The 17,131-nt window shown below is 71.4% G+C and carries 15 protein-coding genes and 1 tRNA gene; 7 read left to right on the top strand and 9 right to left on the bottom strand.

The features are described from left to right. Positions 1-11 precede the first annotated feature (11 nt). Both MRBLWH7_RS01600 and MRBLWH7_RS01595 read right to left on the bottom strand, forming a co-directional pair. Positions 12-1,577, bottom strand: coding sequence for a hypothetical protein (locus tag MRBLWH7_RS01600; protein ID WP_341998527.1), 1,566 nt, complete (start codon positions 1,575-1,577; stop codon positions 12-14). Next, positions 1,553-3,217 (bottom strand): ATP-binding cassette domain-containing protein, encoded by a 1,665-nt coding sequence (locus MRBLWH7_RS01595; protein ID WP_341998525.1) that lies wholly within the window; start codon positions 3,215-3,217, stop codon positions 1,553-1,555. The genes MRBLWH7_RS01600 and MRBLWH7_RS01595 overlap by 25 nt, the downstream gene beginning before the upstream one ends. A gap of 195 nt (positions 3,218-3,412) precedes the next feature. On the opposite strand from MRBLWH7_RS01595, the gene MRBLWH7_RS01590 reads away from it, so the two are divergent. The 4 genes from MRBLWH7_RS01590 (at position 3,413) to MRBLWH7_RS01575 (ending at position 6,860) form a co-directional block, all read left to right on the top strand. Beyond that, positions 3,413-4,105, top strand: coding sequence for a phosphocholine cytidylyltransferase family protein (locus MRBLWH7_RS01590; protein WP_341998524.1), 693 nt, complete (start codon positions 3,413-3,415; stop codon positions 4,103-4,105). Positions 4,106-4,181: 76 nt separating this feature from the next. Beyond that, positions 4,182-5,114 (top strand): hypothetical protein, encoded by a 933-nt coding sequence (locus tag MRBLWH7_RS01585; protein ID WP_341998522.1) that lies wholly within the window; start codon positions 4,182-4,184, stop codon positions 5,112-5,114. Positions 5,115-5,153: 39 nt separating this feature from the next. Beyond that, positions 5,154-5,390 (top strand): hypothetical protein, encoded by a 237-nt coding sequence (locus MRBLWH7_RS01580; RefSeq protein WP_341998520.1) that lies wholly within the window; start codon positions 5,154-5,156, stop codon positions 5,388-5,390. Between the two features lie 81 nt (positions 5,391-5,471). Continuing rightward, entirely contained in the window at positions 5,472-6,860 is a 1,389-nt protein-coding gene (locus tag MRBLWH7_RS01575; RefSeq protein WP_341998518.1) for a phosphotransferase, read from the top strand. A 30-nt stretch (positions 6,861-6,890) separates the two neighbouring features. Here the strand turns inward: MRBLWH7_RS01575 and MRBLWH7_RS01570 are convergent, their stop codons facing one another. Continuing rightward, positions 6,891-8,171: a CDP-glycerol glycerophosphotransferase family protein gene (locus tag MRBLWH7_RS01570; RefSeq protein WP_341998516.1), complete on the bottom strand. Its 1,281-nt coding sequence runs from the start codon at positions 8,169-8,171 to the stop codon at positions 6,891-6,893. Positions 8,172-8,268: 97 nt separating this feature from the next. Here MRBLWH7_RS01570 and MRBLWH7_RS01565 point away from each other — a divergent pair, with 97 nt between their 5' ends. After that, entirely contained in the window at positions 8,269-9,306 is a 1,038-nt protein-coding gene (locus MRBLWH7_RS01565; protein WP_341998514.1) for a glycosyltransferase family 2 protein, read from the top strand. A gap of 21 nt (positions 9,307-9,327) precedes the next feature. Here the strand turns inward: MRBLWH7_RS01565 and MRBLWH7_RS01560 are convergent, their stop codons facing one another. The 3 genes from MRBLWH7_RS01560 to MRBLWH7_RS01550 are packed head-to-tail and all read right to left on the bottom strand — an operon-like array spanning position 9,328 to position 13,749. Then, positions 9,328-10,779, bottom strand: coding sequence for a CDP-glycerol glycerophosphotransferase family protein (locus tag MRBLWH7_RS01560; RefSeq protein ID WP_341998512.1), 1,452 nt, complete (start codon positions 10,777-10,779; stop codon positions 9,328-9,330). Next, entirely contained in the window at positions 10,776-12,050 is a 1,275-nt protein-coding gene (locus MRBLWH7_RS01555) for a CDP-glycerol glycerophosphotransferase family protein (protein ID WP_341998509.1), read from the bottom strand. The genes MRBLWH7_RS01560 and MRBLWH7_RS01555 overlap by 4 nt, the downstream gene beginning before the upstream one ends. Before the next feature lie 46 nt (positions 12,051-12,096). Beyond that, a complete protein-coding gene (locus MRBLWH7_RS01550) occupies positions 12,097-13,749 on the bottom strand; it encodes a trypsin-like peptidase domain-containing protein (protein WP_341998508.1) in 1,653 nt (550 codons plus the stop codon). A 118-nt stretch (positions 13,750-13,867) separates the two neighbouring features. Here MRBLWH7_RS01550 and MRBLWH7_RS01545 point away from each other — a divergent pair, with 118 nt between their 5' ends. Then, positions 13,868-15,067: an aminotransferase class I/II-fold pyridoxal phosphate-dependent enzyme gene (locus MRBLWH7_RS01545; protein ID WP_341998506.1), complete on the top strand. Its 1,200-nt coding sequence runs from the start codon at positions 13,868-13,870 to the stop codon at positions 15,065-15,067. A 9-nt stretch (positions 15,068-15,076) separates the two neighbouring features. On the opposite strand, the gene MRBLWH7_RS01540 is transcribed toward MRBLWH7_RS01545, so the two are convergent. Next, complete coding sequence (locus tag MRBLWH7_RS01540; protein WP_341998504.1) at positions 15,077-15,880, bottom strand: carbon-nitrogen hydrolase family protein; 804 nt, start codon at positions 15,878-15,880, stop codon at positions 15,077-15,079. Continuing rightward, a complete protein-coding gene (locus MRBLWH7_RS01535) occupies positions 15,877-16,395 on the bottom strand; it encodes a DUF6328 family protein (protein ID WP_341998503.1) in 519 nt (172 codons plus the stop codon). Before MRBLWH7_RS01535 ends, MRBLWH7_RS01540 begins: the two co-directional genes overlap by 4 nt. 92 nt (positions 16,396-16,487) lie before the next feature. On the opposite strand from MRBLWH7_RS01535, the gene MRBLWH7_RS01530 reads away from it, so the two are divergent. Further along, positions 16,488-16,561 (top strand) — tRNA-Met (locus tag MRBLWH7_RS01530). A 68-nt stretch (positions 16,562-16,629) separates the two neighbouring features. Here the strand turns inward: MRBLWH7_RS01530 and MRBLWH7_RS01525 are convergent. Then, complete coding sequence (locus tag MRBLWH7_RS01525; RefSeq protein WP_342001858.1) at positions 16,630-17,058, bottom strand: MarR family transcriptional regulator; 429 nt, start codon at positions 17,056-17,058, stop codon at positions 16,630-16,632. Positions 17,059-17,131: the final 73 nt, after the last annotated feature.

The following is a 17,131-nucleotide window of genomic DNA, read 5'->3' as shown; positions in this document are numbered from 1 at the left end:
GGCCCGAAGGATCAGGTGGACTCGGCGAACTCCATCAGCCGTCCGCCGCGACGTTCGAACGCCATGGCCCCGATGCCGATGCCCACGACGAGCACGCCGAGCCCGATGGCCAGGCCTCCCCACAGCGCCGTGTTCGCAGCATCCGTGTCTCCTCGCAGGGCGAGCCAGCCGCACCACAGCACCGGCGCCGACACCACCAGCGCGCCGGCCATGACGCTTCCCTGCGCGATGGCACCGCTTGCGCTGGTGCGCTGCGGCTGCTGGAACGGGCTCTCGCCCGGCCGCGAGACGGCGTAGGGCGCGACCACCGACGAGATGCTCGAAAACCCCAGACCCGAGAGGAACAGTGCGGCGCACACGCCTGTGAGGGCCGGGAGCACCGCCCAGCGCCCGTGCAGCAGAGTCGCCACGGGGATCGCGAGGGCGAGCAGCGGGACGCCGACCAGCAGGACGGGCACGAGCCTGCCGAGCCGGTCGGAGACACCGCGCACGCCGCTGGCGATGTGCATCCAGACGGCGGTGGAGTCGTAGGCGAGGTCGTCGTGCGGCAGCCAGCCGAGGAAGAGGGCCGCGAACGGCACGGGCACGAGGGCGACGAGCTCGGGCGGGACCCCCGCGATGAGGAGGGGCACCACCGTGATCACGGCCGCGAACGGGATCACGAGGCCGTTCACCACGTAGCGACGATCACCGAACCAGTAGACGAGACTGCGCGCCGCGATCGCACCCCCGGGCGTCCCCGGCGCGACGCCGAACCACCCGAGCCCGCCGCGCTCACGCCCGATGCCCGGGCGCTCGGTCGTGGTGAGCAGTCGCTTGACCGCCCACGCCCAGAGCGCTCCCAGCAGCACGACCGTGAGGACCGCGATCAGCGCCGACAGCCATGCGTCGCCCCCCGTGACCAGCATCCCGGGCAACGCCCACGCGGCGCCGAACGGGGTGAGGGCGAGCCAGTCCACGGCTTCGAGCAGCTGAGGCGGCACGCTCCCCCGCCACTCCAGCGAGGCGAGGAAGACGCCGACCGGCACCACGACGACGAGCACGACGAGCACGAACACGCCCGAGAGCTCGCGCGAGCGCCGGTCACGCAGGAACAGCGAGGCCAGTGCCATGCACACACGCGCCAGGAGGACGCATGTCACGACCCCGAGCAGCACGCTCGCGACCCCGACGATCACCGGCACGCCGTGCGCGGACCACACGATCGCCGAGCAGACAGCGACGGCGAGCAGCACGAGGATCGGGACGCTCAGGAAGCCGGCGACCGCGAGCACGACCGCGAGGCTGCCCCGCGGGAGGCCGAACAGGGCGAAGCGGCGCGGGTCCAGCGGGTCTTCGACGGAGCCGAACAGCGGCGCGAGCGCGAACCCGAGGGTCACGGCGGAGCCGCCCAGCACCGTGACGGCGAGCGCCTCCTCGGTGGAGGCGTCCTGCAGCGTCAGCAGCGCCCAGCATGCCGCCACGGTCGCGGCGGCGAGGATCACGAGCCCGGTGACGACGCGCGCGACATGCCCCGCGTGGCCACGGAACGTGCCGAACAGCAGAGCGAGCCTCAGTCGGAGAATGTGTGCAGCCACTCGAGGCCCTCCACGTCGCTGAGCCCTCCGGCCAGTTCCACGAAGCGCTGCTCGAGCGTCAGCTCGCCGCGCACCTCGTCGACGGTGCCCTCCGCGAGCACCTGGCCGGCCACGATGACCGCGACGCGCGTGCAGACGCGCTCGACGAGGTCCATGCCGTGGCTCGAGAGGATCACCGTGCCGCCGTGCGCGACGTAGGTGGAGAGGATGTCGAGGATGATCGCGCTCGAGACCGGATCGACCGCCTCGAACGGCTCGTCGAGCACGAGCAGCCGCGGCGAGTGGATGAGCGCTCCCGCGAGCATGACCTTCTTGAGCATGCCCGCGGAGTAGTCCGAGACGCTGCGGCCCAGCGCGTCCTCGAGATCGAACGCGCGCGCGAGGTCGGCCGTGCGGCTCTCGACGATCGCGGGCGGAAGCCTGCGCAGTACGCCGTAGTAATAGAGGAGCTGACGGCCGGTGAGGCGGTCGAAGGTGCGCAGCCGATCGGGCAGGACACCCATCAGCTTCTTGGCCGCGAGCGGCTTGGCCGCGGCATCCACTCCGCCGACATGGATGGTGCCGCGATCAGGCTCGAGCAGGCCCGCGATCATCGAGAGCGTCGTCGTCTTGCCGGCGCCGTTGGGGCCGACGAGGCCGTAGAACGTACCAGCCGGGATCGTGAGGTCGATGCCGTCGACGGCGTGGGTGCTGCCGAAGCGCTTGCTGACACCCCGCAGCACGAGGGCGTTCCCGGATGCTGCGACCGCTGATGCGGCGCCGTCCGGGGAGACGGCGGCGGCCAGCGCCCCGGGATCGAGGGTCGTCGTCGGCTCGGGCTCGGCGACGGGTGCGGGCGTCAGGTGCGCGGGCGCGGAGGAGGGCTCGATCGCCGGCGCGGGCTCGACCGCCCCCGCGGGCTCGGCCACGGGCGCGGACTCGACCACGGGCTCAGCATCGACCACCGCCACGGTTTCGGCAAGAGTCGCGTACGCGGCGTGCGCCTCAGGATCGGTGGGTCGTTCGCGGTCGACCGCGAGTTCGGGTGCGATCTCAGCCTCGAGCGCAGTCGCCCGTTCGGGCGCGATCTCAGGTTCGGCCGCGATCTCGGCTTCGGGGGCGACCTCGGCTTCGGGCTCGAGCGCAGCCTCGGGCTCGACCACGACTTCCCGCTCGACCGCAGCCTCGCGCTCGACCGCAGCCTCGCGCTCGACCGCAGCCTCGCGCTCGACCTCAGCCTCGGGCGCGCCGGCGGCGTGCGCGTTCGCCGCGTCATCGTGGACGGGCGCCGAGTCTTCGGGGGAGGGAGCCTCCGCAGCATCCGTCAGCGCACCATCGTGAGCTCCCGGAAGCGGCGGGCGCGGGGGCACGACGATGCCGGCAGCGGCGCTCGCCGCGAGCGCGAGATCGCTCGGAAGAGGCGGTGGAGGCCCCGGATCCGGAGTCGGCGCCGGCTCCGGCTTCGAGGCAGCCGGCGTGCGCTTCTTGCGCGGTGCGGCGCCGGCCTTCGAACCGTCGTCGGTGCGCGGCTTGCGCGGCGGGCGGCGGGGCTTCTCGGGAGCCGGTGAGACCGAGTCTGCGAGGCGTACGACGCGCGCGCTGGAGTGACGGTCCGGCTCTTCCGGATCGATGTCGTTCGGCACCGGGAGGGAGGCTGTCACTACACCAACGTATCAAGCGGGCCCGACGGCGACGCGGTTCGTCTCGCCGCGTCGCGGCATTCACGTTATGTCACAACTCTGCAACGGGAGGCGATCATTATGCGCCTTCCCAGGCCCCATCGCTACCATGGTCGAGGCACGAAGGGGTGTCGCGCCGGTGAACCGGCAGTGAATCACGCACTTCAGGAGCAGATTTTGACCCTTCAGACCGTCATCCTCGCAGCCGGAATGGGCTCGCGCCTCGGCCGCAGCCTGCCCAAGCCCCTCACGGAGCTCGGCGACGGCCGCAGCATCATGCAGCAGCAGCACGACAACATCCGTGCCGCGTTCGGCCGCGAAGCCAAGATCACCACGGTCGTCGGCTACCGCGCCGAGACCATCGTCGAGGCGTTCCCCGACGTCGACTACGTCTACAACGACCGTTACGACCAGACGAACACCTCCAAGAGCCTCCTGCGCGCTCTGTCGAAGACGGGGAAGGGCGGCGTCCTCTGGATGAACGGCGACGTCGTCTTCGATCCGCGCGTGCTCGGCCGCGCGATCGAGCTCATCGAGCGCGATCAGTCGTTCGTCACCGTCAACACCTCCAAGGTGAGCGACGAAGAGGTCAAGTACACCGTCACGCCCGAGGGCTACATCAAGGAGCTCTCGAAGATCGTCAAGGGCGGCATCGGCGAGGCCGTGGGCATCAACTACATCTCGAGCGGCGACAAGAAGGCGTTCATGCGCCACCTGACCCGCGTCGACGACCAGGACTACTTCGAGCGCGGCCTCGAGCTCGCGATCGCCGAGGACGGCGTCCTGCTCGAGCCGCTCGACATCTCGGATCTCTACGCCGTCGAGGTGGACTTCGCCGAGGACCTCGAGCGCGCGAACCTCTTCGTCTGATCTCCTCTCTGTCTGAACGTCGGCCGGGGTGTCAACCCCGGCCGACGTTCGGCATCTGCGGCATAGGATCACTGCGATGACCGACAAGGTGCACCAGATCCACTCCCTGCCCGGCGACGCGCCATGGCAGGGCGGACTGCCGCCCATAGGGTCCGACGAGCATCCGTTCACCATCCGCGCGCTCGATCGCGTGCTCGCGATCCAGCGACCGGTCGTGCTTGCGCACCTGCGCAGCATCCGGCTGCGCCATCCGGACGCCTCCCCGGCCGACATCGTCCGCATCCTCGAACGGCGCTACCTCGCGGCAGTGACCACCGGCGGGGCCGCGGTCGGCGCCACCGCCGTCGTCCCCGGGATCGGCACCGGCGTGACGCTCGCACTCAGCGGCGTCGAGACCGTGGCCTTCCTCGAGGCCACGACCCTCTTCGCGCAGTCCGTCACCGAGGTGCACGGCATCCCGGTATCGGATCCGGACCGCGCACGCGCGCTCGTGCTGACGCTCATGCTGGGCAAGGAAGGCGTCGACCTCGTCGCGCAGCTCGCCGGGCAGGCAGCCGGACGCGGTCCGACACGCTCGGGATACTGGGGCGAGCTGATCACGAAGTCGCTCCCCTGCGCGGCCGTCGGACCGCTCGTGGACCGGCTCAAGACGACGTTCATCCGGCAGTTCGCCGCGCGCGGCGGCGCATCGTGGATCGGCAAGGCGCTGCCGTTCGGCATCGGCGCCGCGATCGGCGGCGCCGGCAACAACATCCTCGGCCGCCGCGTGCTCACGGGCTCCCGACGCGCGTTCGGCAGCCCGCCGCTGACCCTGCCGCCCGAGCTCGAGCCGCGCCCCGGCGCCGACCGGATCGAACGACTCGCAGGACGCGGCATCCGTCGCGCCGGAGAGGCCGTGGTCGGCGGCGTCACGCGCGGCGCGTCGGGCGCGCGGCGAATCACCGCACGCGTGATCCGGCGCACTCCCGACGCCATCGAAGCTCCGACCGAGGAGGACGAGCCGTCCTGATGCGGTCCCGCCGACCCGCCGCGGGGTGACAATGGCGGTATGGGTCTGTTCAGCACATCTCCCGAGGAGCCGACCGAGTGGGCGGGGCTCCCCTCCGAGCCGGCACGCGCCGAGACGCAGGCGGAGCGCTTGACGCACGCTGCGACCGTCGATCCCGGCGGGCTCGGCCTCGGCGACCTCGCCGTGAGCGGCGGAGGGGCGGTCGAATCGATCGTCATCCCCGTCGCCCCGGTCGTCGAGATCGTGCCGTCGCAGGAGTCGGGCGATAACGAGTAGGGCGCCTTCTCTCGGGGAGGGATGAAAGCGCTTGCTGCGTGTCCTCGACACGCACACGACCGCGGGCATACGCTCACAGGTATGGACAGCACGTTGGCGTGCCTTGCGGCGTGGATGCCGCGGCAGCGGTGGTACGCCGCAAAAGGGCGCCCGCCCAGCCTGCGCCTGCTCTCGTGGTGGGATCTGGACGCCGAGGCCGGCGGCCCCGAGGATGCGGACGCGAGGGTGCGCATCCGCACGTTCCTCGTCGCGGACGAGGGTGCGCTGCCTGCCGTGCTGTACCAGATCCCGGTCGTCGAGCGCGCCACGGAGACCGTCGACGCCGACCCCGACCACGTCATCGGCAGTCCGGTTCCGGGGACGACCTTCATCGACGGCCCGTTCGATCCCGCCTACGCGCAGGCGCTGCTGCGCCTCATCTCGCTCGGCGGCACCGCACATGGTCCGCAGACGACCGCGATCGGGCGAGCGGCATCGTCCAGCTCGGCTCCCGCGCGCGCCACGTCGCGTGTCATCAGCGGCGAGCAGTCGAACACGTCCCTCATCTACGAGGGCGACGGCGCCCCGGTGATCTGCAAGGTGTATCGCCAGCTGCACGCAGGCCTCAATCCCGACATCGAACTGCAGGAGGCGCTGGCCGGAGCCGGATCACCGCACGTGCCGCGCCCGATCGGCTCGATCGAAGGGACGTGGCCCGACCTCGCCACCGCTCACGGCACCGTGCACGGGTCGCTCGCCTCCGCGCAGGAGTTCCTCCCGGGCGTCGAGGACGCGTGGCGCGTTGCACTCCAGGCCGCGGCCAGAGGCGACGACTTCCGCGATGAGGCCCGGGCTCTCGGCGCCGCGACGGCGGAGGTTCATCTCGCCCTCGCCGAGTGCTTCCCGACCCGCACGGCGACAGTGGCCGATCGTGAGGCGACGGCCGCGACGTGGGAGCGGCGGTTCGCGATCGCGCTGGCGGAGGTTCCCGACATCGCCGGTCAGCGGGATGCCGCGGCCGAGGTGTATCGCCGCGCACTCGAGGTGCCGTGGCCGCCACTGCAGCGGGTCCACGGCGACTTCCACCTCGGGCAGGTGCTGCACTCCCCCGACCGTGGCTGGATCATGGTCGATTTCGAGGGCGAGCCCCTCCGCCCGATGGCGGAGCGTACGCAGCCCGATCTCGCGCTGCGGGATGTCGCCGGCATGCTCCGCTCGTTCGACTACGTCGCGGGTTCGCTTCGCCTCGACGATCCCGACCGCTCCGCCGATGCCGTGCTCTCCTGGGCGCGCGACGCCCGCGGAGCGTTCGTGGACGGATACGCGGCATCCGCCGGCGGGCTCGACCCACGGCATCCGCTCCTTGCCGCCCTCGAGCTGGACAAGGCTGTGTACGAGGCGATCTACGAGGCCCGCAACCGGCCGACGTGGGTGGCGATCCCGCTGCGTGCGATCGCTCGACTCGTCGAGCGTCCTGCCCCCGTGGCCTGACCCGGGCCCCTGCTCTCGGAGCGGCCGGGCTCAGCCCTCGTCGTCGAGTTCCGCTTCGTCTTCGGGCTCGTCGTCCTCGGTGTCGGCGACCGACCGGGCGTACCAGGCGTCCCAGTCGTCCATGAGGCGCTGGACGGCTCCCCGGAACCGCGCCGTCGCGGCGCCCGGGGCCGTGTCACCGAAGTAGTGCGTGACCCACTCCTCGAGCCGCGCGACCGACTCGGGGTCTCCGAGCACACGCTCGGTGTGGGCGACGATGTCGGCGGCATCCGCCGCGGCCAGCCACTCGCACGCCGAGAGGTAGCCGTGCGTGTCGATCGCGGCGGCGGGGTCGGCCGGGCGCGTGATCATGAGCGGCTTGTCGGCCGCGAGCCGGTCGTAGACCATCGCGGAGATGTCGACGACGGCGACGTCGGCGGCGGCGAGCTGCCAGCCGAGCTCCGGCCCGTCGTCGAAGACGTGCTGGGCCGAGGGATCCGACGCGTTCGCGGCGGTCAGTGCCGAGATGATGCGCTTGTTCGCGGCGCCGTACTCGTGGTTCACGACGCCCGAGCGCGGGTGAGGACGGTAGATCACCCGATGCCGACCGGTCGCGAGCAGCGCCGTGACGAGCGCCTCACCATGTGTGGCGATCGATCCGTAGTGCGCCGACGGGCGGTCGCCCTCCCACGTGGGCGCGTACAGCACCACCGTGCGATCATCGGGGGTGTACGGCAGGGTCCCCGAGTAGTGGTCGGCCTGCGGGCGCCCGATCTCGATCGTGCGGCGCTCGATGTCGTAGTCCCACAGCACCCGCGAGAGCCGTTCGCGCGCGGCGTCGCCCGCGATCATCGCGTAGTCGTACGCCTTGTACTGGTTCGTCGTCATGTACATCTTGTCGGACTCGCCGTGGTTGATGAACACGTGCCAGCGCCGGCCGTAGCGGAACATCTGGAAGTTCCGCGTGTTCTGATTCACGTACAGCACGAGGCGGATGTCCTGCTTGGCGATGAAGCGCTCGAGATCCCGCACCGTCGGCACGAACGCCACCGGAAGGGCGCCGTCCGCCAGAAGCGCCTCGGCGCCGGTGGCCGCGCGGCTCAGCACCACGACAGGCCACGTCTTGGCGAGGTCGGCGAGCGGCTTGTACCACTGCCGCATCTGGTACATGTTGACCGCGCCGTCGGCGAAGTAGACGGCGACCCGGTACTGGAACGGCGGGTGCGGCGGCCGGGCCGCCAGCGTGCGCCGCACGTCGATCACGGCGGAGCGATTGCGCACCGCCTTCCGGACGAGCGCGACCGCCTTCTTTCCATCCGAGACCAGACCCACGCATCCAGACTACCCAGCGCACCCGTGACATGATCGACGCGTGCATGTCGAGCAACACGGGCGCAGGGACGCTCCGGTCCCTCCCCCTGGCGCCGGCGTGAGTTTCGTGATGCCGGTGCTCAACGAGCGCGGCTACCTGCGCCGTGCGGTCGAGACGGTGCTCGGGCAGGACATCCCCGGCCCGGCCGAGCTGGTCCTCGCCCTCGGTCCGTCAACGGACGGCACGAACGAACTGGCCGCCGAGCTCGCCGCCGGTGACGACCGCATCGTGCTGGTCGACAACCCCGACGCCGACATCCCCATCGGCCTGAACCTCGCGATCCGCGCCGCGCGCCACGCGACCGTCGTGCGCGTGGACGCGCACTCCGAGCTCGACCCGACGTATGCGCGACGCGCGCTGGCGACCCTCGATCGCGTGCGCGCGGCGAACGTGGGCGGCGTCATGCGCGCCGACGGCCGGACACCCTTCCAGCGTGCGGTCGCCCGCGCCTACAACTCCCCCATCGGCCTCGGCGGCGGCGCGTACCACGGCGGCACGCAAGAGGGCGAAGCCGAGTCCGCCTATCTCGGCGTCATGCGCCGCGACGTGCTCGAAGAGGTGGGGCTGTTCGATGAGAGCATCCGCCGCGGCGAGGACTGGGAGTTGAACCTGCGCATCCGCCGCGCCGGTTACCGCGTCTGGTTCGACCCGACGCTCGCCGTCACGTACTGGCCGCGCGAGAGCTGGACGCGCCTCGTGCGCCAGTTCTCGGCGACAGGGCGGTGGCGCGGAGAGCTCGTCCGCCGGTTCGGGCGCGGGAATTCGCTCCGCTTCTTCGCCCCGCCGGCGCTCGTGCTGATGATCCTGCTCGGCATCGTCGTCGGCGTGCTGCAGGTCTCCGGCGTGCTGCAGGGATGGTGGTCGGTGGCGGCATCCGTCGTCTATCTCCCCGTGATCGCGTACGCGCTCCTCATCGTCGGCGTCGCGATCGGCCCGGGCGGCGGGCACGGCTGGCGCGACAAGCTGTGGACCGCAGCCGTTCTTCCGTCCATGCACCTGGCGTGGGGATGGGGGTTCCTCCTCGGGGTGATCGGCGGCGCCCACGACACCGTCGACACGTCGCGACTCGGGAGTCGCAACACTCCTCTGCCCTGACCGCGGGCGACCGCCCCGCGCTCAGGCCTCGATGAAGCCCTGATCCAGGATCCGCGCCACGACCCGCTCGGCGGCATGGCCGTCATCGCGGGCGTTGAACTTGTCGCGCCACTGCGCGTAGCGGCGCGCGTACTTCGCGGTGTCGTCCGCGCCGAGGGCGGCCACCAGCTCCTCTTGCGTGCGCACCATCGGTCCCGGCGCGTGCGCGGCGAGATCGAAGTAGAACCCGCGCAGCTCACCGCGGTAGTGCTCCATGTCGGGCACGAGGAAGTACATCGGCTTGCCGGTCACCGAGTAGTCGAACATCACGGACGAGTAGTCGGTGATGAGCGCGTCGGCGACCAGCAGCAGCAGGGACGTGTCGGGGAAGCCGGTGACGTCGATCACGCGCGGCCCCTCGGCGTCGCGTCCGGGCAGCAGCGTGCGCGAGTGCCCGCGCACCAGCACCACCGCATCGGTGGCCGCGGCGAGCGAGACCGGGTCGATGAAGTCGACGATCTGGTCGCGGTCGTCGCGCCACGTCGGCGCGTACAGCAGCACCCGCTCGCCGGGACGGATGCCGAGGGCCTCTCGCGTCGCCGCATCGTCGCCCGTGGTCAGCACGTCGTTGCGCGGATAACCCTCGACCCAGATCGGGCGCGTGAGGAACGCGTAGGCCTTGCCGAGGATGCGCGCGGCGTAAGGGTTCTGTGCCAGCAGGATGTTCCACCGCCGCGACTCGCGCACGACCGCCGCCGTGCGGCGCGGGTCGAAACCGGGCCGGTGCAGCGCGAGGCGCTTGAGGGGCGTGCCGTGCCACGTCTGCAGCACGACCTGGCCCTTGCGGCGCGAGAACCGGCGGCGCAGCCAGTCGTTGACCACGAGCAGCCGAGCCGCGCCGCGGGCGCGCCACCACTCCGGGCTTCCCTCGACGACAGGGATTGCGCCCTCGGGCACGGCGACCGACAGGTCGACGACACTCCAGTAGCGGGTGATGCCCGGCGCGCGGCGCGCGAGCTCCCGATCGATCGCGAGCGGATTGCAGCTGGCGTTGCGGCCGTAGAAGCTCTCGAAGAACACCGCGTTCTCGAACCCGGTCGCGGGTCGGGTCGCGTAGCGGCGTTCGAGGGCGTCCTGTCCTTCGCCCGAGTCGTAGGCGGGGTCGATCGGAGGCCCGACGCGCAGCGTCCACCCCTCCAGGCTTGCGCGCAGCGTGCCGAGCTGCGTGAGCGGAAGAGCTTCGGGGGGACGGATGCCTCGGCCCGAGGCATCCGTGATCCGCACCTCATACGAACCCGCGGGTAGCGGCAGCTCGGGGCCGCCCCAGCGCGCGGCGCGCAGCGGCAGCGTCGCGTTCCACGTCTTGCCGCGGCCGGTCAGGCGGGCGGCGACACGGGCGCGAGCGCCGACGATCTCGACGGAATCGGGCCGCTCCCCCTCGCCCGAGAGCACGAGAGCCGGGCTCCCCTGCGTCGTGAAGCGCGCGTCGGTCATCCGGTTCCTTCCCTCGGGCCGTCGTGCACCGTTCCGGCCAGAATCGCACGGTACACCCTCTCGGCGTTGCGCCCGTCCCGGAACGCGTGCACCCGCGCGTCGAGGGCGATCGCCCGTTCGACGCGGCGCGCGCGCTCGTCCGCGGAACCGAGCACCGCGTCCAGCTGGGCCATCGCCTGGGTCCAGTCGAGGGCCCAGTCATGGCCGGCGACGTCGGCATAGGTGCCGTAGAAGCCGCGACGCTGCGCGTACTCCTGGACGTCGGGCGCGAGGAACAGCGTGGGCAGCGGTACGAGCGAGGCGTCGAACGCCAGCGAAGAGTAGTCGGTGACCAGGGCGTCGAGGCCGGGCAGAAGAGGCGTCACGTCCGCGACGAGGTCGCTGCCCAGCGAGTGCACGCGGTCGGTCGGGAGCGGCGGGGCGTAGTGACCGGCGCCCAGCGGGTGCGAACGGATGAGCAGCGTGGCGTCGTGGCGCCGCAGCACCTCGACGATCCGAGACCACTCCTCGGCCGTCGGCACCGCGGGATCGATCGCGCCGTCACGCCATGTCGGCGCGTAGAGCACGAAGCGGCTCGACGGCTCCACGCGCGGCACTGCGCGTCCGATCGCGGCGCGCGCCCGCACCCGCCGATCCTCGGCGGTGCCGCGAGAGAGCACGTCCACGCGAGGCTCGCCGGTCACCGGCACACTCGCGTCGGGGAGGGCGAAGGCGGACTCGAGCCGGCCGCGCACGAGGTGCGAGGCCGCCGGCAGCACCCGAATGCGGCGCGCGGCGCCGCGGTACATCGTGCGCAGCAGCATCCTGACGGCGCCGGCCGCGGGAGTGGCGGCGATGACGCCGGGCACCCGCAGCGTCTCGGGCGAGTCGATCCCGATCCGCTTGAGCGGGATGCCGTGCCACAGCTGCACCACGAAGGCACCCGACACGGCGTAACGGTTGACGTCGCCGAACCCGTGCGTGACGACGACCACGCGAGCGCGGGCGGTGCGCCACAGCCCACGCAGGGAACGCTTCGGAACGGAACGGATGCCGCGGGTCGCAGCATCCGCAGCCTCCCGCTTCGACGCCACCAGCCAGACCGGCGTGCGTCCGTCGGCCGCAGCCACCTCCCAGAGCGCGAGTGCCCCGTCGCCGATGCCGACCGCGCAGCCGATCACCCACTCGTCCCGGGAGCGGGGCACCAGGAGGGTGAGGATTCGTCCGGCGGCGTACAGCGGGATCGTCGCGAGCTTTCGGGCATTTCCCGCGCCGAACGAGAAGGACGCCATCCCGCGAGCCTACCTGCTGGCGGAATGGCGTCCTGTGAGGTGTGGACTACTGCTGGAGAGAACCCAGCGTGACCTCCACCGTCTGGGTCTTGCCGTCGCGGACGTACGTCACCTCTGCCTCGCTGCCGGCCGCCGCGGCGCGCACCTGCGCCGTGAGGTCGGTCGCGTCCGTGACCGGCACGCCGTTGAAAGCGGTGACGACGTCGCCCTTCTGCAGACCGGCGGCGGCGGCTGCACCGTCATCGGTGACCGCGTCGATGTAGGCGCCGGTCATGGTGGAGCCCTCGACGGATGCCGCGGCCTTCACGTTCGCCCCGAGCAGACCGTGGGTCGCCTCGCCGTTCTCGATGATCTCGCCGGTGATGCGCTCGACGATGTCGGACGGGATCGAGAAGCCGACGCCGATCGAGCCCGAGCCGTCGGGTGACGAGCCGCCCGCCGTCGCGATCGCGACGTTGATGCCGATCAGCTTGCCATCGGAGTCGACCAGCGCACCGCCCGAGTTGCCGGGGTTGATGGCCGCGTCGGTCTGGATCACCGAGATCGAGATGGTCTCGGTGGCGGTCGACTGCTGCTCGCCCTGACCGAAGTCGAAGCGGAACGGACCCTCCTGGCTGTTCTCGTCCTGCTCGTCCTGGCTGTCGCCCGAGTCGGGCGCCGCCGACGACGCGATCGAGATCGAGCGGTTGAGCGCGCTCACGATGCCCTCGGTGACGGAGTTCGCCAGGCCCAGCGGCGCGCCTACCGCGACCGTCGTGTCGCCGACGTTGAGCTTGCTCGAGTCGGCGATCTCGATCGGTGTGAGGTCCTCGGCATCCTTCAGCTTGATCACGGCGAGGTCGTAGGTCGGATCGGTGCCCACGACCTCGGCGTCGTAGACGCGGCCGTCCGAGGTGGTCACGCGGATCGCCGCGTCACCGGTCGCACCGTCGAGGGTCACGACGTGGGTGTTCGTGACGACGTAGCCGTCCTTCGTGAGCACCACGCCGGAACCGGTGCCGGCTCCCGACGAGCCGGTGGCCTCGATCGTCACGACGCTCGGGACGACCTTGGCCGCGATCGCGGTGGTCTGGTTGACCGAGTCGGTGTCGTTGACCGTGACCGTCGACGGCCCGGCGGCAGGCGAGGTGCTGACGGGGGCGAACCACGTGACGCCGGCGTAGGCGCCACCCAGCCCCGCCGCACCGCCGACGATGGCGGCGGCGACGACGAGGCCGACGACCTTGCCCGCGCCGGAGGACTTCTTCGGCGCCTTGGTGGTCGTGGCGGTCGGAACCGCGCCGGTCGAACCGGAGATCGGCAGCGTCGGCTGGGCGTCCGCCGGGTTCACGCCGAATGCGGCGCCGGGTCCGGGCTGGCCCGCGTAGGAGTGGGGATTGGGCGCGGGCTGACCGGCGTATCCCTGCGGGCGGGCGTACGCGTGCGCCGCTGCCGGGTAGCCGGCGGGCGGCAGGGGCTGAGTCGGCGCCGTCGTCTGCACGTGAGGCGCGGGCTGCGCAGCCGGAGGGACCGGCGGCGCTGCGGCAGCGGGCTGAGCGGGCGGGGCGGGGATGGCGGCGGGCTGGACGGCCTCCGGCGCGGCCGCGGCGGGGGCCGGGGTCTCGGGCTGGGCGGGCGTCTGCGCGGCGGCCTCCGCGGCCGACTGCGAGGGGACGGCGGGGGTCTGGTCTTCCGGGCGGTCGCCCTGGATGTCGCTCATGGTTGCTCCTTCTGCCAAGCACTCACCACTGTGCCCACCCATGCTGTGCGTTTCTTATGTCGCGAATGGGACTCGCCTATGCAACGGGGATGAGCCCGCCCGGTACTACGGTGAAGCGATGCGACAGATCCCCGGAGCATGGCACCGCACGGCCGCGGGCGCCGGACTCGTCGGTTCCGACGGGTCGATCCACCCCACCATCTTCGCTGAGATGTCGGCCCTCGCGGCGAGAACGGGCGCGATCAATCTCGGACAGGGCTTCCCCGACGAGGACGGCCCCGCCGAGGTGCTGGAGGCGGCCCGCGCGGCGATCGCGAACGGCGTCAACCAGTACCCGCCGGGTCGTGGCATCCCGGATCTGCTCGCCGCCGTCGCCGCGCACCAGGAACGGTTCTACGGCCTTCACCTGGATCCCTCGCGCGAGGTGCTGGTGACCGCCGGTGCGACCGAAGCCCTCGCCGCGGCGCTCCTCGCGCTCCTCGACGAGCCCGGCGACGAGGTGGTCGTCTTCGAGCCGCACTACGACTCGTATGCGGCGGTCGTCGCTCTCGCCGGCGCGCGGCTCGTGACGGTGCCGCTGCGGTGGCCGCATTTCCAGCCCGACCTGGAAGAGCTTCGCGCCGCAGTGAGCGACCGCACTCGCGTCATCCTCGTGAACGACCCGCACAACCCGACAGGTGCCGTCTTCGGCGCCGAGGTGCGGGACGAGATCGTGCGGCTCGCCGAGCGCCACGACGCGGTGATCGTGACCGACGAGGTGTACGAGCACCTCGTGTTCGACGAGCCGCACGTGCCGATCGCCACGCGTCCCGGCGCCTGGGACCGCACGCTCACGATCTCGTCGGGCGGCAAGACCTTCTCGACGACCGGCTGGAAGATCGGCTGGATCTCGGGCCCCGCGTCGCTGATCGACGCGGTGCTCGCGGTCAAGCAGTTCCTCACCTACGTCAACGGCAGCCCGTTCCAGCCCGCGATGGCGACCGGTCTGCGCCTGGGCGACGATTTCTTCCGCGGCATAGCGGGCGCGCTCCGCGCGAAGCGGGATCTGCTCGGCACGGGCCTGCGCGCGGCCGGCTTCGACGTGTCGACGCCCGCCGGCTCGTACTTCACCGTCGTCGACGCGGCGCCGCTGGGAGCGACGGATGCTGCGGCGTTCTGTCGTGCCCTCCCCGAGCGCGCCGGTGTCGTCGCCATCCCCCTCACGGCCTTCGCGACGCCGGACCGGCGCGGCGAGTACGGCACACTCGTGCGGTTCGCGGCCTGCAAACGCGTCGAGGTGCTCGAGGACGCGGCATCCCGCCTCGCCCGCCTCGGATGAGTGCGCGGGTCAGCGCGGGCCCACGCCGAAGCGCCTGAGCCTCAGCGCCGGATTGACGCGGCGCACACGCTCGATCGCCCCGACGTCGAGGTGGGCGACCGCGACGTCCGTCGACGTTCCGACGGCGGCGAGCTCGACGCCCTGCGGGTCGACGACGAGCGAGTTGCCCACACCGAGGGGCGGAGGGTGGTCGGCCGCGACCACGAACACGGTGTTCTCGATCGCACGGGCATGCAGCAGCGTGCGCCAGTGGTGCTCTTTGAGCGGGCCGCGCACCCATTCCGCCGGCACGACGAAGACATCGGCGCCGGCGTCGACGAGCAGGCGCCCGACCTCCGGGAACCGCAGGTCGTAGCAGGTCATCAGACCGAACCTCAGCCCACCGAGCTCGAACGTCTGCGGCTCAGCCGCATCGCCCGGCTCGACCCAGTCCGACTCCCGTTGCCCGAAGGCGTCGTACAGGTGCAGCTTGCGGTAGTGCGCGATCAGGCCGGTGCCATCGACCGCCACCGCGGTGTTGCGCACGCGCTCGCCGTCGCTCGCGCGCTCCAGCAGCCCGGCGACGATGGTGACGTCCCGTTGCGCCGCGAGCCGCGTCAGCGCCTGGATGAACGGCCCGTCCAGCTCCTGCGCGTTCTCGGCGAGCGACTCGTCGAACGGGTCGACGAAGTAGCTCGAGTACTCGGGGAACACCACCACGCGCGCTCCGCGGTCCGATGCCGTGGCGACGAGCTGTGCGATGGTCTCGAGGTTCACCGCGGTGTCGGCCGTCGGCGCGAACTGCGCCACCCCGATGGGCACGGTGTCGGTCATCGCCGTCCTCCGTTCGTCCGGCGGCGCGCGCGGAGGATCGCGGGTACGACCAGCCACAGCGCGAAGAGAAACAGGCCGAGCGGGATGAGGGCCCACCAGAACGCCGACCCGCCGAGCACGACATCGAACACGAACGCCACGACGCCCACGACGAGGACCGCGACGGTCCCGAGCGCGGCGACGAGGGCGAAGTGCCCGAAGCGCACGACTTCGGCCTTCGCCCGCTGCTGGAACAGGGCGCGGTGCAGTGCCACCGGCGCAAGGGCCACGATCGAGCTGAGCGCCGAAAGGACCACGAGCCCGAGATAGAAGGCCTGCTGGGAGCCGGTCAGGTCGGCGAAGGCGGGCTGGAAGGCGAGGGCGAGCAGGAAGCCGGTGAGGATCTGCGTGCCGGTCTGCAGGACCCGGACCTCCTGCAGCACCTCGCTCCAGTTGCGGTCGGCGCGTTCTTCCGGGGATTCGTCACGACCGTCGACTCGGTCGTCTCGCGGATCGGTGTCACGCTCGGTGGACATGGTTCATCCTTGCCCGACGCCCGCGATCGGGGCAAGCCGACCGCCCCTGTGTCACGACCACCCCGAACCCCGTGCTAGGCTATTCCTTGTGCCGCGGGGTGGAGCAGCTCGGTAGCTCGCTGGGCTCATAACCCAGAGGTCGCAGGTTCAAATCCTGTCCCCGCAACAGAAAACACAGAAGAGGGCGTCCCGAAAGGGTCGCCCTCTTCTGTGTTTCCGCCGGCGCTCGAGCCTTCAGCCCTCCGGGTCCATCGCACCGCTGAGGTCGTCGAGGAAGCGCGCGATCACCGATAGCTCCGACTCGTCGTACTCCATCGCCACCGCGCGCATCGCGCGCAGCTTCTCGCCGAACGCGCGGAAGAACGCGTGCCTCGCGTCCTCGGTGAGCACCACCACGCGACCCCGCCCATCGCTCGGATGCGGTCGGCGTTCGACATGCCCCGTCTCGACGAGCCGGTCGAGCAGCTTCGTCGTCGACGCGGTCGAGATGCGCAGGTGGTGGGCGATGTCGCGCGGGCTGACTGAGCGTCCCTGCCGCTCCCGGATGATGAGCATTCGGAGCGCCGCGAGATCCGAGGCGTTCATGTCCATGTCGCCCTTCATGCCGCTGTGCATGCGCTCCATGGCGTCGCTGAGGGCACGGATGGATGTGAGCACGCGCATCACCGCGTGTTCATGATCCGTCTGTGGCAGCCAACGTTCGGACATCGTGGACGTTCCCTCCGACCCGTTGTAG

The organism is Microbacterium sp. LWH7-1.2 (assembly GCF_038397755.1).
In the GTDB taxonomy this organism is placed as follows: Bacteria; Actinomycetota; Actinomycetes; order Actinomycetales; family Microbacteriaceae; genus Microbacterium.
The sequence above is the reverse complement of the archived record's forward strand: the minus strand, read 5'-3'. Positions and strand labels throughout refer to the sequence as shown.

Excerpts from the sequence above, each read along its gene's own strand:
- MRBLWH7_RS01585 (WP_341998522.1), top strand. The coding sequence starts at position 4,182 with ATGACCGACAAGGTGCACCAGATCCACTCCCTGCCCGGCGACGCGCCA.
- MRBLWH7_RS01580 (WP_341998520.1), top strand. The coding sequence starts at position 5,154 with ATGGGTCTGTTCAGCACATCTCCCGAGGAGCCGACCGAGTGGGCGGGG.
- MRBLWH7_RS01575 (WP_341998518.1), top strand. The coding sequence starts at position 5,472 with ATGGACAGCACGTTGGCGTGCCTTGCGGCGTGGATGCCGCGGCAGCGG.
- MRBLWH7_RS01560 (WP_341998512.1), bottom strand. The coding sequence starts at position 10,779 with ATGACCGACGCGCGCTTCACGACGCAGGGGAGCCCGGCTCTCGTGCTC.
- MRBLWH7_RS01555 (WP_341998509.1), bottom strand. The coding sequence starts at position 12,050 with ATGGCGTCCTTCTCGTTCGGCGCGGGAAATGCCCGAAAGCTCGCGACG.
- MRBLWH7_RS01550 (WP_341998508.1), bottom strand. The coding sequence starts at position 13,749 with ATGAGCGACATCCAGGGCGACCGCCCGGAAGACCAGACCCCCGCCGTC.
- MRBLWH7_RS01545 (WP_341998506.1), top strand. The coding sequence starts at position 13,868 with ATGCGACAGATCCCCGGAGCATGGCACCGCACGGCCGCGGGCGCCGGA.
- MRBLWH7_RS01540 (WP_341998504.1), bottom strand. The coding sequence starts at position 15,880 with ATGACCGACACCGTGCCCATCGGGGTGGCGCAGTTCGCGCCGACGGCC.
- MRBLWH7_RS01535 (WP_341998503.1), bottom strand. The coding sequence starts at position 16,395 with ATGTCCACCGAGCGTGACACCGATCCGCGAGACGACCGAGTCGACGGT.
- MRBLWH7_RS01525 (WP_342001858.1), bottom strand. The coding sequence starts at position 17,058 with ATGCGCGTGCTCACATCCATCCGTGCCCTCAGCGACGCCATGGAGCGC.